13 protein-coding genes are annotated in these 15,492 nt (G+C 51.0%); 2 read left to right on the plus strand and 11 right to left on the minus strand.

Features of this window, described 5'->3' with window-relative positions; genetic code table 11:
- Nucleotides 1-9: 9 nt before the first annotated feature.
- Nucleotides 10-1,155 carry an NADH:flavorubredoxin reductase NorW gene (gene norW / locus NNL38_RS10800; RefSeq protein ID WP_255388044.1) on the plus strand — a complete coding sequence of 382 codons (1,146 nt, stop codon included), beginning with the start codon at nucleotides 10-12 and terminating at the stop codon, nucleotides 1,153-1,155.
- 267 nt (nucleotides 1,156-1,422) lie between these two features.
- Nucleotides 1,423-2,556 (plus strand): ribosomal protein uL16 3-hydroxylase, encoded by a 1,134-nt coding sequence (locus tag NNL38_RS10805; RefSeq protein WP_255388045.1) that lies wholly within the window; start codon nucleotides 1,423-1,425, stop codon nucleotides 2,554-2,556.
- A gap of 62 nt (nucleotides 2,557-2,618) precedes the next feature.
- Here the strand turns inward: NNL38_RS10805 and NNL38_RS10810 are convergent, their stop codons facing one another.
- The 11 genes from NNL38_RS10810 to moaC all read right to left on the minus strand — a co-directional run bounded on the left by NNL38_RS10810 (nucleotide 2,619) and on the right by moaC (nucleotide 15,433).
- Nucleotides 2,619-4,730 carry a methyl-accepting chemotaxis protein gene (locus tag NNL38_RS10810; RefSeq protein WP_255388046.1) on the minus strand — a complete coding sequence of 704 codons (2,112 nt, stop codon included), beginning with the start codon at nucleotides 4,728-4,730 and terminating at the stop codon, nucleotides 2,619-2,621.
- A gap of 200 nt (nucleotides 4,731-4,930) precedes the next feature.
- The gene (gene oppF / locus NNL38_RS10815; protein WP_255388047.1) at nucleotides 4,931-5,920 is read right to left on the minus strand and encodes a murein tripeptide/oligopeptide ABC transporter ATP binding protein OppF; all 990 of its coding nucleotides are present in this window, start codon (nucleotides 5,918-5,920) and stop codon (nucleotides 4,931-4,933) included.
- Nucleotides 5,920-6,885 (minus strand): ABC transporter ATP-binding protein, encoded by a 966-nt coding sequence (locus NNL38_RS10820; protein ID WP_255388048.1) that lies wholly within the window; start codon nucleotides 6,883-6,885, stop codon nucleotides 5,920-5,922. Before NNL38_RS10820 ends, oppF begins: the two co-directional genes overlap by 1 nt.
- Before the next feature lie 69 nt (nucleotides 6,886-6,954).
- Nucleotides 6,955-7,866, minus strand: coding sequence for an oligopeptide ABC transporter permease OppC (oppC, locus tag NNL38_RS10825; protein ID WP_255390622.1), 912 nt, complete (start codon nucleotides 7,864-7,866; stop codon nucleotides 6,955-6,957).
- A gap of 15 nt (nucleotides 7,867-7,881) precedes the next feature.
- Nucleotides 7,882-8,802 carry an oligopeptide ABC transporter permease OppB gene (oppB, locus tag NNL38_RS10830; protein ID WP_255388049.1) on the minus strand — a complete coding sequence of 307 codons (921 nt, stop codon included), beginning with the start codon at nucleotides 8,800-8,802 and terminating at the stop codon, nucleotides 7,882-7,884.
- 110 nt (nucleotides 8,803-8,912) lie between these two features.
- Nucleotides 8,913-10,547 (minus strand): ABC transporter substrate-binding protein, encoded by a 1,635-nt coding sequence (locus NNL38_RS10835; protein ID WP_255388050.1) that lies wholly within the window; start codon nucleotides 10,545-10,547, stop codon nucleotides 8,913-8,915.
- 1,275 nt (nucleotides 10,548-11,822) lie between these two features.
- Nucleotides 11,823-12,881, minus strand: coding sequence for a porin (locus NNL38_RS10840; RefSeq protein WP_255388051.1), 1,059 nt, complete (start codon nucleotides 12,879-12,881; stop codon nucleotides 11,823-11,825).
- A 506-nt stretch (nucleotides 12,882-13,387) separates the two neighbouring features.
- Nucleotides 13,388-13,924 carry a hypothetical protein gene (locus NNL38_RS10845; protein ID WP_255388052.1) on the minus strand — a complete coding sequence of 179 codons (537 nt, stop codon included), beginning with the start codon at nucleotides 13,922-13,924 and terminating at the stop codon, nucleotides 13,388-13,390.
- Nucleotides 13,925-14,262: 338 nt separating this feature from the next.
- Complete coding sequence (gene moaE, locus NNL38_RS10850) at nucleotides 14,263-14,709, minus strand: molybdopterin synthase catalytic subunit MoaE (protein ID WP_255388053.1); 447 nt, start codon at nucleotides 14,707-14,709, stop codon at nucleotides 14,263-14,265.
- A 2-nt stretch (nucleotides 14,710-14,711) separates the two neighbouring features.
- Nucleotides 14,712-14,957, minus strand: coding sequence for a molybdopterin synthase sulfur carrier subunit (moaD, locus tag NNL38_RS10855; protein ID WP_255388054.1), 246 nt, complete (start codon nucleotides 14,955-14,957; stop codon nucleotides 14,712-14,714).
- Nucleotides 14,954-15,433, minus strand: a complete 480-nt coding sequence (moaC, locus tag NNL38_RS10860; RefSeq protein WP_255388055.1) for a cyclic pyranopterin monophosphate synthase MoaC — start codon at nucleotides 15,431-15,433, stop codon at nucleotides 14,954-14,956. The genes moaD and moaC overlap by 4 nt, the downstream gene beginning before the upstream one ends.
- Nucleotides 15,434-15,492 lie beyond the last annotated feature (59 nt).

Raw genomic sequence — 15,492 nt, forward strand, 5'->3', positions numbered from 1 at the left:
AGGCTGGACATGGAGAAGCATATCGTAATTATCGGAAGCGGCTTTGCCGCTTACCAGCTGGTGAAATCACTCCGCAAACTTGATATCGCAGCACCAATAACGGTCATCACTGCTGACAGTGGGGATGACTATTCCAAGCCAGAGCTGAGCCATGTCTTTTCCCGCAGACAGACCGCTGGTGATTTAATTAAGCAGACGGCGGATGAATTTGCTGCTTTACAACAAATTGAGCTGATGAACTACACCGAAGTTCAATCTATCGATACGAAAGCCAAAATTGTCAAACTGCCAGATCATCAAATCAGCTATTCCAAACTGGTTTTGGCAACCGGTGCGTCTTCGCTGGTACCGGCCTTCGAAGGCAATGCGACGAACGAGATTGCCACGCTCAACAGTCTGGCTGAATATGCCAACCAGCAGGATCGTCTGGCATCCGCTCAATCCGTTGTGGTGATTGGAGCCGGGCTGATCGGTACTGAGATTGCCATGGATCTCACCCTCGCCGGAAAACAAGTCACGCTTTGTGATCGGGCAACTCGCCTGATGCCAACCCTACTGCCTTCTTTCCTCGGCGCTGAGTTATATCAGGTTATGGTGGAAAATCAGGTCCGGGTCAAACTGCCCTCAACAGTTCAAGCGGTGAATCGCCACCACCAACAACTTATTGTTCAGTTTGACGATCAAAGCTATGTCGAAGCGGATGTCGTGATCGCAGCCATGGGCCTGAAGCCAAACATCAAGCTTGCAGATGATGCCGGCCTGGCTGTCAATCAGGGTATTCTCGTTGATGAACAGCTGCGCACTTCTGCTCAGAATGTTTATGCCCTGGGAGACTGCGCCGAGTTTGGCGGCAAAGTCCGAGCCTTCCTGCAACCGACGATGCTATCGGCGATGGCATTGGCCAAAACGCTGTTGGGAACGCCAACATCGGTCAAGCTGCCGGCCAGTCTCATCAAGGCCAAAACACCCTGGTTCCCGCTCAGCCTGTCAGGAAAAACAACTGGCGCGCAAACACGATGGGAAGTCACCCGGGATGATAATGGCTATATCGCCAAGGCTTTTGACCGAGAAACAGGAACACTGATTGGATTTGTCGTCAGTCACGAACAGCAAAAATCTGCGTTTCCGCTGCTGCGCCAGCTACCGGCCGATTAATTTCGGCATGCCCCAGGCACTACACTCCAGGACGATATCTACGTGAAAGGGATTTCATTTGAGAGGCCGCCTCAGCCTCTCTTTTTTCGTGCCTGCTCATTATCCCCCCGCTCATCAACTCTCACCGTCATCTCTGGTCTTGGAATATCTTGTACTGAGTCCCAATCGCTTTTTGGTGGCCAGACATGCTTCAAATCAGCATCTTCCCCATCATCTCAACGCTGGAATGCGCTATACTCGCGGCAAACGCCTAGCAATAGTGAACTTATGTACCAACTCAGCTTCGCCTTTGATGCCTTTCTGGCACAATACTGGCAAAAAAAACCAACCATCATCAAAGGTGGTTTTCAGAACTTCGTCGATCCAATCAGCCCAGACGAGCTGGCCGGATTGGCAATGGAAGAAGAAGTCGACTCCCGCTACATCGCCAGACAAGGCGGGAACTGGGATGTTCAGCACGGGCCGCTCAGTTTTGACAACATGCCGGAGGACAACTGGTCTTTCACCGTGCAGGCTGCCAACCACTGGCATGAAGGCGCCGCGCGTCTGGTCGCCCCGTTCCGCCAGATGCCCGGCTGGCTGTTCGATGACTTGATGATCAGCTATTCCACCCCAGGCGGCGGCGTCGGGCCGCATATTGATCAGTACGATGTCTTTATCGTCCAGGGCTCAGGGAAACGCCGCTGGCGGGTCGGGCCGAAAAAAGAGAATTATGAAGAGGAGTTTCGCCATCCTTCCCTGCGCCATATCAAGGATTTTGATCCCATCATTGATGAGATCCTTGAGCCGGGCGATATTCTGTATATTCCACCGGGGTTTCCCCATGACGGCTATGCCATTGAGACGGCGATGAGCTTTTCCGTCGGTTTCCGCTCACCGAAAAAGCAGGAGCTGCTGAGCAGCTTTGCTGATTTTGTGATAGCCAATGAGATCGGCGACGTCCACTACCATAACCCGGATCTACCGGCCCGGAAGAACTACGGCGCAATCCTGGATTCAGAGTACTGTGATCTGGAAAACATGATGCGCAGCCTGCTGGATCATCCGGAACTGTTAAAACAGTGGATGGGTGAGCACCTGAGCGCCAACCGCCACGAGTTAGATATTATCACCGCTGAGCCGCCATGGCAGATCAGTGAAACTTACCAGTTCCTGGAAGAAGGGGAAACGATTCATCGCCTGGGTGGCCTGCGGGCTTTCTACTATCCGGAGTACCCGCATATCCTCTACATCAATGGGGAAAGGTTTGAGCTGCCACCAGAGTGCAGCAATGCGGCCACCTATCTTTGCGATCAGGACACGATCAGTCGCGATAGCCTGGGCAAACAGCTTGATCACCCAGCCTTTATGGCGCTGCTCACCCAACTCATTAATCTAGGGTATTGGTACCCGGCTGATTAACAAGCGCTCGCCATCTAAGCAAGCACGACGGCCCTCATTTACCAAGGGCCGCCTTTTCTCTGCTACACCTTAAACTGTCCGGCCAACGCCTGCTGATGGGTCGACAGCCGGGTCAGTCGCTGACCAATATCAGCCGAACTTTCGGCCTGGTTCAGGATCCCTTCACTGAGGTTGCGGATATTCACCACATTACGGTTCACTTCACCCGATACTGCCTGCTGCTCCTGTGCGGCATGCATGATCTGCTCATTCATCGCCTGAATTGACTTCACGGCATCCATGATCTGGTTCAGGCTCTCGACGGCCTGGCTGACTTGATTCGAGGTCTCAGTCGCCAACTGGCTTCCCTCTTCAATCGCCCCGACTACATCCTGGGTGCCCTGCTGCAACACTTCAATCACCGAACGGATCTGGCCAACCGAATCCTGGGTCCGGCTGGCGAGCTGACGGACTTCATCGGCGACCACCGCAAATCCTCGCCCCTGCTCACCGGCACGCGCTGCCTCAATAGCCGCATTCAACGCCAGCAGATTCGTCTGCTCAGAAATCCCCGCAATTACCTGTAGGATTTGATTGATATCGTCACTGTTACTGGCCAGCGCCCGCGCCGCCGGCACGGCATGCGCCATTCGCGACACCAGCGCGGTCATCGCTTCAGCAGAGCACTGCACCACCTGCTGGCCATCTTGCGCCGACACACCCGCCTGATTTGCTGCCACCACTGCCGTTTCAGTATGGTTAACCACTTGCTCAGCAGTCTGGGCCATTTCTTCTGCCGCCGTGGCCACCAAATCCACTTCTTTAAACTGTGCCTGGCTGCTGTCCCGGCTACTGCTGGCGACCTGAGCCGCTTCACTGGCAGTTCCCCCCACTTCATCGACCGCCTTCACCACTTGTCCCATGGTATGTTGCAGCTTATCGAGGAACCGGTTGAACCATAGTGCCAGCTCACCCACCTCATCTTGCTGCGCAACGTCGAGGCGCTGAGTCAGATCCCCTTCTCCGGAGGCGATATCTTTCAGGCGCTCGGCCACCTGCTTGATCGGCGCCACCAGCCGGGCAGCAGAGAACAACACCACCAGTAATCCGACGACCGCAATTACCGCACTGGTCGCCACCTGAATCCAGGTCGATTCCGCCCGCTGCTCGGCGATCGCGGCATCCAGAGCAATGGCTTCGGCCAACACTTGCTCAGCCGGCAGTTGAATCACCACACCCCAGGAGGATTGCGCCAAAGAGACCGGGGTAAACGCCTGCAACCACTGCTGATCGTCACTCCAGCCGACCAATGTATTACCTTGCGCCAGCCAGGCCGAGATAGCTTGAGGCAGACCATCCGCATCGCTGATCGCACTACCGCGACGCTCGCTGGCCTGATCCCAGGCAACGATCATGCCCTGTTCGCTAAGCAGGGAAACCTTGCCACGACCGCCAAACATCCGTTGATCAACCTGGCTGATCACCGAATGCAGCATATCGAGCCGAATATCGATCCCCATCACCCCGATCGCCTCCTCATCCACAATCAACGGAATCGTAATGGTACTGATCAGTTGTCCCTCACCACCGTGCGTTGCAAATTTCGGCTCCAGGACACAAGGGCTCTGGCTATTGAGGCTGCAGCGATACCATACGGCTTGTTGCGGCGCGAGTTCATCTTCCGAAAAGACAAACTGGATGGCCTCATCACTGCCCGGCTTCGCCCAATATGGCGCAAAACGCCCTCGCTCATTGGCACCGACATAGGAAGCGCTGTGGTAATTGTTGTCCTCGCCATCCAACGCATCGGGTTCAAAGACCGCAAAAGTGCCGTATATATTCGGGAAATCATTCGCGGCACGCCTGAGCAGCTCATTGATAGAACCACGCAGTGCTTCACTGCCGGTAAAATTTTCTTCAGCGTTATATTTCAAAAACAACACACTCTGCGCCAACATTTCCGCGCGGTAAGTCGCTTCATCCAGATATTGCTGGACATGAATTGCCTGTCGCTCGGCTTGCGCCTGAACCACGCTCTGAGATTTGCCGCGAAGGGATGCAAATGACTGCTCACTGACCAATTGCCGGCTTTGAGCCGAGAAGTAAAAAGAAAGACTGGTGAGTACCAGTACGGTGACCAAAAGGCCAACCCCTGCCATCAGGGTAATTTTCCACTGCACCGATAATGACCGCATAGAAACAATCCTTGTTTTTATCACTCAATACTATGTGAGACCAATCGCCACCTGACAAAATCAGATTGGTTTCAACAGGAAAAGAAAAACACCTGGCGTGTTTATTTTTTTGACGCTCGATAACACTTTTTTTGACAAAGTCCCAAATAGAAAAAAAGCGCGGTTTTTACACCGCGCTTAAAGCCTGTCACAGGCTTGAATTAATGAACGTTCAAACAGGCAACTGCGTGTATATCACCGCCTTCCAGTTGCGGTTTTTTCTTCGCACACTCATCTGTCGCCTGCGGGCAACGAGTCCGGAACACGCAACCCGATGGCGGGTTCATTGGCGATGGCAGTTCCCCCTCCAGCAACTCAATCTCCTTGTTGCGCTCAAGATCCGGGTCCGGAATGGGCACAGCCGACATCAGCGCCTTGGTATACGGGTGCTTCGGCTCAGCAAACAAGGCTTCACCTTCGCCCATTTCCACTGCATTGCCCAGATACATCACCAGAACGCGATCTGAAATGTGTTTGACGACCGACAAGTCGTGGGCGATGAAAATCAGGCTCAGGCCCATTTCCTTTTGCAATGATTTCAGCAGGTTCACCACCTGTGCCTGGATCGAAACATCCAGCGCCGAGACCGGCTCATCACAAATAATCAGTTTTGGCTTCAGGATCAGGGCGCGGGCAATCCCGATCCGCTGACACTGGCCGCCTGAAAATTCATGTGGATAACGGTTAATCACGTTCGGCAGCAGACCGACTTTGGCCATCATCGCTTTGACCTGCTGCTTCACATCATCGGCACTCATGTTCGGATAAAATGCTTTCAGCGGCTCGGCTATAATCTCACCCACCGTCATTCTCGGGTTCAGCGAAGCCAACGGATCCTGGAAAATCATCTGGATTTCTTTGCGTTTCTCACGCATCGCCACCTGATCCAGCTTGGTCAGATCCTGGCCCAGCCACACCACGTTACCGTCAGTGGCTTCAACCAGACCAATCACAGCTCGGGCAAAAGTCGACTTACCACAACCCGACTCGCCCACCACGCCCAGGGTTTCCCCTTCATACAGGCGAATGCCGACACCATCCACCGCTTTGAGTTTGGTTGGCTTGGTCCACGGCCAGGCAGACTTGGCCGCAATATCAAAATGAACTTTCAGATCATGAATATCCAACAACAAGTTTTTTTGTGCTTCCATTACCACGTCCCCACATCAGAAAAACACGCACGTAAACGACCTTCTGCATAATCTTGCAGCGCCGGTGCCTCTTGCTTACACCGGCTGGTTGCCCGGTGGCAACGCTCCTGATAAGGACAGCCCGGTGGTAGACGCAGTAGGTTTGGCGGGTTCCCCGGGATCGTCGGCAGAATTTCACCTTCGGTATCCAGACGTGGAATTGCCTTCAGCAGCCCTTCGGTATACGGGTGTGATGGCTGATAGAAAATCTCATTGATCTTACCGTACTCCATAGTACGACCGGCATACATCACCAGCACCTTGTCACAGCTCCCGGCAACAACCCCCAGATCGTGGGTGATCATAATGATCGCCGTATTGAAATCACTTTTCAGTTCATTGAGCAGCTCCATGATCTGCGCCTGAACGGTCACATCCAGCGCCGTGGTCGGCTCATCAGCAATCAGCAGTTTCGGGCGGCACAGCAGCGCCATGGCAATCATCACCCGCTGGCGCATCCCACCGGAAAACTCATGTGGGTACATGGTGATCCGCTTGCGCGCTTCGGGAATTTTCACCGCTTCCAGCATCCGGACACTTTCTTCAAAAGCTTCGGTTTTGCCCATGCCTTTGTGCAGCATCAGCACTTCCATCAGCTGATCGCTCACTTTCATGTAAGGGTTCAGCGAGGTCATCGGATCCTGGAAAATCATCGCGATCTGCTCGGCACGGATCTTATTAAGTTCATGCTCCGGCAGATTCAGAATTTCACGGCCTTCAAACTTAGCGCTGCCGCTAATCATGCCGTTTTTAGCCAGCAGGCCCATAATGGAGAACACGGTCTGGCTTTTACCGGAGCCGGACTCGCCCACGATCCCCAGAGTTTCACCCTGCTGTAGAGAAAAGTTCAGATCGTTAACCGCGGTGACGATACCGTCTTGTGTTTTAAATTCTACGCGTAGATCTTTGACATCTAATAAGCTCATAAATACTTCCTTATAACGCTTGCCTTTGGCTGAAGCCTGTATGCGGCTCAGCCAAAGCAAAACTGATTCTTATCTGTCTTTTGGATCCAGTGCGTCACGCAAACCGTCACCCACATAGTTAAAGCAGAACAAAGTCACAACCATAAATGCTGCAGGGAACATCAGCTGCCAGATAGCCACTTCCATGGTCTGAGAGCCTTCTTGCAACAGCGCACCCCAGCTGGTCATTGGCTCCTGAACACCCAGACCCAGGAAGCTGAGGAAAGACTCGGTCAGGATCATTGACGGTACCAGTAGGGTTGAGTACACGGCAACAATACCTAACACATTCGGCACAATGTGGCGGGTGATAATTCGCCAGCGGCTAACCCCAGAGACATACGCCGCTTCTATGAACTCTTTGCTACGCAGCGACAAGGTCTGCCCCCGGACGATCCGGGCCATGTCCAGCCAGGAAATCGCCCCGATGGCAACGAAGATCAGCATGATATTACGGCCGAAGAAGGTCACCAGCACGATCACGAAGAACATGAACGGGATGGAATACAGGATTTCCAGTATCCGCATCATCACTCGGTCGGTGCGGCCACCGATAAAGCCGGAGGTCGCGCCATACAGGGTACCAATGACCACCGCAACCAGTGCGCCCAGGATCCCGACCATCAGGGAGATCCGGCCACCAATCAGGGTTCGGGTGTACAGGTCGCGACCCAGACTGTCAGTCCCGAAAAAGTGACCTTCCGGCCCGAAGCTTGGTCCTGCGTGCATCGCATACCAGTCGGTATCATCAAAGGCATACTGGCTGAACATCGGGCCGAAGATCACGGCCAGGGTGATCAGAAACAGGATCCCCAGGCTCACCATCGCAGCTTTGTTACGCATAAAGCGGATTCGGGCATCCTGCCACAGGCTGCGGCCTTCAATTTCCAGCTGTTCAGAAAACTTCTCAACGGCCTCTACATTTTCTTTTTTCGTAAGCATCATTGTGTTGGCCCCTTAGTAACGAATTTTCGGATCAATGTACGCCAGAACGATATCGACAATCGCATTGAAGATAATGGTCAGCGTCCCGATGAGGATCGTGATACCAAGTACCAGTGAGTAATCACGGTTAAAAGCAGCGTTCACGAACAATTTACCAATGCCAGGCAAACCAAAGATGGTTTCAATCACCACCGAGCCGGTGATAATGCCCACAAAAGCCGGCCCCATGTAGGAAACAACCGGAAGCAGGGCTGGTTTCAGCGCATGCTTAACAATGATGTAGGTATAGCTCAGGCCTTTCGCCCGCGCGGTCCGGATAAAGTTACTGTTGAGTGTTTCAATCATGCTACCGCGGGTGATCCGGGCAAAGGTTGCGACATACAGCAGCGACATCCCGATCATCGGCAGCATCATGTATTGCAGTGAGCCGTCATTCCAGCCACCTGCTGGTAGCCAACCGAGGTTAATCGAGAAAATATAAATCAGGACCGGTGCCAGAATAAAGGAGGGCATCACTACCCCGGCCATGGCGGTCGACATGATGGTGTAATCGAGCCAGCTATTTTGCTTCAAGGCAGCAATCGTGCCGACAGTGACCCCCATGATCAGCGCAAAAATAAAGGCAAAAAAGCCAATTTTCGCTGAAACTGGCAGTGCTTCAGCAACCAGTTCATTCACCGAGAAGTCTTTATATTTGAAAGAGGGGCCGAAATCACCGTGCAAAATATTACCAAGATACGTGGTGTATTGCTCAAACACCGGCTTATCCAGGCCATATTTTGCTTCGATGTTTGCCATCACTTCCGGCGGCAGCGGGCGATCACTTGAGAAAGGGTTTCCTGGCGCGAAACGCATCAGGAAAAACGAGATTGTTATCAATACCAACAGGGTTGGTATGGCTTCAAAAATCCGTTTTGCGATGAATTTAATCATAAAATTCCACCGTTTAGTTCAGTCTGTGACAGTTAAAGATGATTCGTAACAAATACGAAAAATCTGCGCTGCCCCATTTCAGGAGCAGCGCATATTAGTTTTCTTGCTGTTTATTTGTCAGCAATGATGTAAAGGTCTTTACTGAAGATGTTATCTTCAGGGTTATTCTCTGGATAGCCACCCAGATTAGGATTCACCAGACGCGCATTCACGTAGTGATAGATTGGCAGGATTGGCATATCTTTCGCCAACAGTGCTTCCGCTTTCTTATAAGCTTGAGCACGCTCGGCATCAGAGGAAGCCGTCAGCGCTTTATCCAACTGGCTGTCATAAGACGCGCTAGAATAGCGAGGGTAGTTCTGAGAGTGGCCGTCACGCATGATCGCCAGGAAGGTTGACGCTTCGTTGTAGTCACCACACCAGCCGGCACGGGATACTTCAAAGTTACCCTGACGCTTGCTGTCCAGGTAGCTCTTCCACTCCTGATTTTCCAGCACTGCAGTTACTCCTAGCTGTTTTTTCCACATCGAAGCAATGGCAACCGCCACTTTCTTGTGGTTTTCACTGGTGTTGTACAGCAGGTCAAATTTCAGTGGGTTGCCCGGACCGTAGCCGGCTTCTTCCAGCAGCGCTTTTGCTTTGGCAATACGCTCCTTCTGGGTCAGCTTGGAATACTCAGGCATATCCACTTCCAGACCGTTGGTGGCCAGCGGCGTGAAGTTATAAGCCGGGGTTTCCCCTTTACCCACGATAAACTTGGCAATGACATCCCGATCGATCGCGTAAGACAGCGCTTTACGAACCTTCTCGTTATCAAATGGGGCTTTGGTCGTATTGAACTCGTAGTAGTAAGAACACAGGTAAGGCGTCACTTTGACGTCTTCCGGATATTCTTTCACCAGACGCTTGAAGTGCTCATTCGGCATTTCATAAGTTACATCGACTTCACCAGCCAGGAAGCGGTTCATTTCGGCAACCTGGTTTTCAATCGGCAAGTAAGTGACCTGGTTCAGCACGGTTTTGTCGTTGTCCCAGTACTTAGTGTTGCGTGTCAGAACGATTCGCTCATTCACCACCCACTTGTCAAGAACATACGCACCGTTACCCACATAGTTTTCCGGGCTGGTCCATTTGTCACCAAACTTCTCAACCACTTTCTGGTTCACCGGCTTCATGGAGGTGTGCACGGTCATTGAGGCAAAGTATGGTACCGGTTTCTCCAGGGAAACTTTCAGTGTGTGCGCATCAACGGCTTCAACACCCAGAGCGTCGGGGCTCTTCTTGCCAGAAATGATGTCCACAGCATTCTTCATGGTGGTCATTTCCAGGTAAGACGCGTAAGGCGAACCCGTTTTCGGATCAGCCAGACGTTGCCACGCATAAACGAAATCACTGGCAACCACTGGATCACCGTTTGACCAGGTTGCTTCCGGGCGCAGGTGGAAGATCCAGGTTTTGTTGTCTTTGGTTTCCCAGGATTTAGCCACGCCGCCAACCAGGTTGCCGTGTCCATCTTGGTTCACCAGACCTTCAAGCAGATCACGGATCACGTTGGATTCTGGCACACCAGAGACTTTTTGTGGATCAAGAGATTCAACTTCAGTACCGTTCCCGCGAACCATTTCCTGTTTTGCGGCTAGCTTGACGCCAGCTGGTACTTCAGCTGCCAGAGTGGAAAAAGAGGTGGCAGCGACAGCCATACCCGCGCTTAGCATAAGCGCCTGAGTAATCTTGTTCTTATACATGCATTAGCTCCAATACATTAATCAATACGTCCTTGACGTTCTTCGGTTGGCTGAACGCTCAGCAGTGTCTGCGCCGTTAGTCCTCAACAACACAGAGCGAACCGAAGAATTGGTCAAAACTTTATCAGGCATTGAAGCAATTTGCCACAAATTGATAACAAAAAGCGATATTAAACCAAACAGCAAACCATTACATAGATTTAATCACCACCCTAAAAGTGCATGCTAGCGCTTTCTGTCATGAAACTGTCTCGATAGAGGGAAATCCGCCAAATTAGCCAAAAAAACGAAAAATACGAATAAATAACCACAAGTTTGCATAAATAATCAGCATAAAACACCTGTAAATGTAACATTTTTCAGCACAGTCAATAACACAGTTGTAAAAACATGACATCAGGGCATAAAAAAGCGCCTTTTCTCAGGCGCTTCAGTCAAAAATGGCTTCACTTATTATCGCTATCAAGCTGTAAATTCCGCCGCTCATCCGGCCCGGATCCGTGCCTAGTATCAAGCTGGTGTTGCTCCCCGTTACTGTCAATTGAGATGATGTGCATCTCATCAGTATGAAGTTCTTCTAACATTTGCTTAACACGCCGGTTCGATACACGTCTGTGTTTCATGTTTATCTCCCCCGTCAACAAGTGCTCGCGGGACCCGTTCACTCAGGTGACGAGTCTAAGTCGTCCCAAGCGATGCGGCCCGCTTAATCCGCCTGTAAAGTTCAGTCCACACAATTTACAGGATGAACCATAACTATGGCACAGATGCTCAAGCCTTGCCTGAAGCGCAAATTTAATAACGAAAGCGAATAAAAAGCGACCTGATAGACAAACTTTTCACAACGCGATTGAATCTCGATTTTCAAGTACCTATCGCTACGCAATAGCGCTAGTATGAATATTGTTGGGTGATGAATTCAGTAGGCAGTGATTCAGAAGACAAAACTCAGCATTCCGATACCGTTCCGTTCTAACTTGAAATATAAAGAGTACAAACTATATGAGACCCAGTGGTTGTAAATCACGCCCCAGTCCTTCCCGTGTTCGCCATGGCTATGTTCCACCAGCGCATAAAGCCAAATAGTGAACCAAACGGTGCTTGAATAGGCCATCACAGCTTTGATATCACCAGCCTAGCCCCTTGCCAAGGGGCTATTTTATTACCAAATCTCCGGCACCACCGTTCCCTGCAGCGTTCGCCGTTCTACGGGCATAAAAAAGCCCGGCGGGTCAGCCGGGCAAAAATAAATAAGACAATGAATGTTGAGTGGGATTACCAGTAAACGCGGGCACCCAGCGCATATTGGCTTTCACCGTCAGAAACTGATGGTGAAATTGTGCTGTCGCTCCCTTTGTTAGAGAAGCCCAGCGTTGTGCCGTCTTTATAACCGTACTCAACATAGATGCGAGACCACTTGTTGAAGTGGTAGTCGGTACCGATGTAGAAGTTCTGACCGTCATCGCTCAGCCCGCCACCGGTTTGCTCGATAAACTCAAAGCCAGTGTATGCGGTTGCATTGTCTGCCCAGCTATAGGTGGCGCCCAGGCTGTAGCCGTCTTCTTCAATAGATAAAGAGCCGCCCTTTGCTTCCAGCTCAGCATTGTAGTAAGTGAAACCGATCAGCGCCGGACCAACCGTGTACTCAACCGTACCCTCGTAGTAGGTGTTTTCCAGGTCTGCAGTTACGTCAGTCTCTTTCGCTGGATCAGTTACCTTATCTGTACCGACTTTATAAGACTTGTCACGGTTCACACCACCACCAACGTGGAAGTTAAAACCGCCAACACTGGTCGACAGGTACAGCTCAGACAGTTCCTGGTTGGTGTCATCTTCAGCCAGGCCGTAGTTCGCGGCCAGCAGGAAGTTTTCACCTTCGAAGTTATATTTGATCAGTGAGTCATGACGCGCACCGGAAAGCGTCGCGTGGCGGATTGCTGAACCACCGAAGAAGTAAGAATAGTCGGCACCATAGATGTCATCCGAGACAACCCACTGGCGACCAAAGGTGAATTTACCGAAATCTGTATCTACACCGGCAAAGTGCAGACGGTTTTTCATGTTGTACTCGTCCTTCGATTCCTTGAAGGCGATGCCAAACTCAACCTTACCAAATACGTCCACTGTATCTGAAAGCGCATATTCAGCTTGAACACCAGCACGAGAGGAGCCAGCGTTTAAAGTCACGTCTTTATCTTCATACTTTTCGACTTGAGTGCGTAGCTGACCATAAAAGTCAACCATCGCACCTTCATCTTTCAGAAGTTCAACGGCGCTGGCGGCATTGCTGAAAATAACGGCGGGAATTGCTACTGCTAATAGTGTTTTTTTCATTTTACTTACCTGTAAATTTCTATAATTTTCGACTCATCCCAAGTCGAGTTGAAACATATCAGCAACATAAATCCGTCGCAATACGACAAAAAACCACATAATCAGGGTTCAACAGAATCATGAACCACGGAACAACCCACAACCCGCGCATAAAATATCACTGATTTTATAAATTACACTGAGTTAGTGATATTTTATTCAGATTTGTTGCATCAAAGCCCCACCCGCACTCATAACCAAATAGAATACGAAATAACTAAAAAGAACAAAAAAATATAAAAAAGACAAAAAAATACCACTGGAAAGGAATCTAAATAACTAAAAAACCGGTCAGCCATGAAACGAAGTAAATACATTCACCTAATATTGACACTCTAACAATTGCCGCCATGAAAGGAATAATCATTCAGTGATAAATTCGAATTAATATTAGACATGCAAAATAAAAAAGTGGATCCTTCGACCCACCTTATAATTAACAACCAAAAAATGACCCATCAGAAAGATTAATGCACAGAAATCTTCACAACCCACAACGCGTGCTCACGCAACACGTTAATCTCTTGTGCCGCCATCGCAGTTAAGTATCCCAATCGGTGGTGTCCCTCCAATAAATGATAGGGTGCATTCAACTCTCTGCCTTCCGCAGTCATAAAGCGGCCATCGCAGTGAAGGATAATTGGCGCAACAGGCCAGGTCCCATCGCTTTGCATCCGCTGGACTAACCAACTTTGCTGAAAAAGCGGATTACTCATTCGGCGAGCCAGTTTCTCAACTACATCCTGGTACGGGCTGCTCACCTGGGACAAAATCCTCTCGGTAGACCAATACTGTTTAGAAAAACTCATCGCCCTGAAATCCAACCAGCCCCAATGACAGAGCACCCCTTTCCAGTGACGGTAAATCCACTGCTCGAGGACTTCTTCAGGGAAATGAGGTAAGTACGGCTGCGCTCGGGTCAGCCATTGCTCCACAGGCTCACAATAGCGCTCCCCATAGCCCTCCGGCGCCAATTCGTAGAGTAATCGATCGCTCCTGATCATCCTCAGCCTCCTTGCTAATCCACAACCAAACAACATATCAAAATAGCCATTCACCCATAACAGCTAATCATGCGTTAAATTGACGCTATCACAGACATTCAGGAATGCATACCTGAATATTTTTTCAACGAGAGACTTCCATCACCGTGCTGAGAGAGTGCCGGGTGGATCATGAAGGACGGATTTAAAGTGCAGCCGTGCCAGAACAATGCGATACCTGAGTTCTAGCATCATTTGCAATGAGTCATGCTGGTGAGGTATTAGGCCGGCTTTTATTGCCCTAGCTTGGCAGAGCCGGCCTGCTCATCTGTTGTTGATGAAGACTGACGGAGTTACGCTTACGACTTCCATCGCTCAGCGGCAGTTGTATCCGTTTCCCGCGCATCAACCCAACGAGACACCGTCGGTGTCCGCTCTTTCTTCCAGAACGGCGCCCGGGTTTTCAGATAATCCATGATAAATTCACAGGCCTGAAATGCAGCGCCACGGTGGGCACTGGTCACACCGACGAATACGATTTGATCGCCAAGTGCCAAGTCCCCAACCCGGTGGATCACCCGGGTTTGCAGCAGCGGCCAGCGCTCATGCGCCTGAGCAACAATGTCATTCAGCGCCTTTTCGGTCATCCCGGGATAATGCTCCAGGGACAATCCGGTCACCGTATCCCCCTGATTGAAATCACGCACTTTCCCGACAAAGGTCACGACCGCACCCGCGTCGTTTCCCTCCGCCAAGCTGGCATATTCTTCTGCAACGGAGAAATCTTCAACCTGTACGGAAATCATGCTTAGCCTCCGGTTACCGGCGGGAAAAAAGCGACTTCATCGCCGTCGTTCAATCCGCTGTCAAGGGAACAAATCGTCTGGTTCACCGCAACCAGTAACTTCCCCGGCTCCAGCGCTAACTGCCATTTATCGCCGCGCGAAGCCAGGTGCGCCCGCAGCGCTTCGGCTGTGGAAAATTCAGCGCCAACTTCCAGCTGTTCAACCCCGACCAGCTCTTTCACCTGGGCAAAGAAAAGTACTTTAATCATGCTTCCACCTTAAAATGTCCGGACTTGCCACCTGTTTTCTCAAGCAGGCGCACCTGGCCAATCACCATGTCTTTCTGGACTGCTTTGCACATGTCATAAATCGTCAATGCGGCCACGGAAGCCGCAGTCAGCGCTTCCATTTCAACCCCGGTCTTCCCGGCTAGCCTACAGCACGACTCGATCCGCACTTTATTCTCGGCCGGGAGCGCTTCCAACTGGACTTCGACTTTCGAGAGCAGCAGCGGATGGCACAGTGGGATCAGATCCCAGGTTTTCTTCGCCGCCTGAATCCCGGCAATCCGCGCCGTCGCGAACACGTCCCCTTTATGATGCTGGCCGGAAACAATCAGTTCCAGGGTTTCAGCAGCCATATGGACAAAAGCTTCAGCCCGGGCCTCACGGACCGTGTCTGTTTTGGCAGAAACATCTACCATGTTGGCTTCACCGGAAGCATTGATATGTGTAAATTGTGTCATTCTTTTCCCTTCGGGTGTTCTTGCTGCTGGCGTTGGTTGCTCACTGTCGAGCCGGCCGA

The sequence above is a fragment of the Photobacterium atrarenae genome (assembly GCF_024380015.1).
Classification (GTDB): Bacteria; Pseudomonadota; Gammaproteobacteria; order Enterobacterales; family Vibrionaceae; genus Photobacterium; species Photobacterium atrarenae.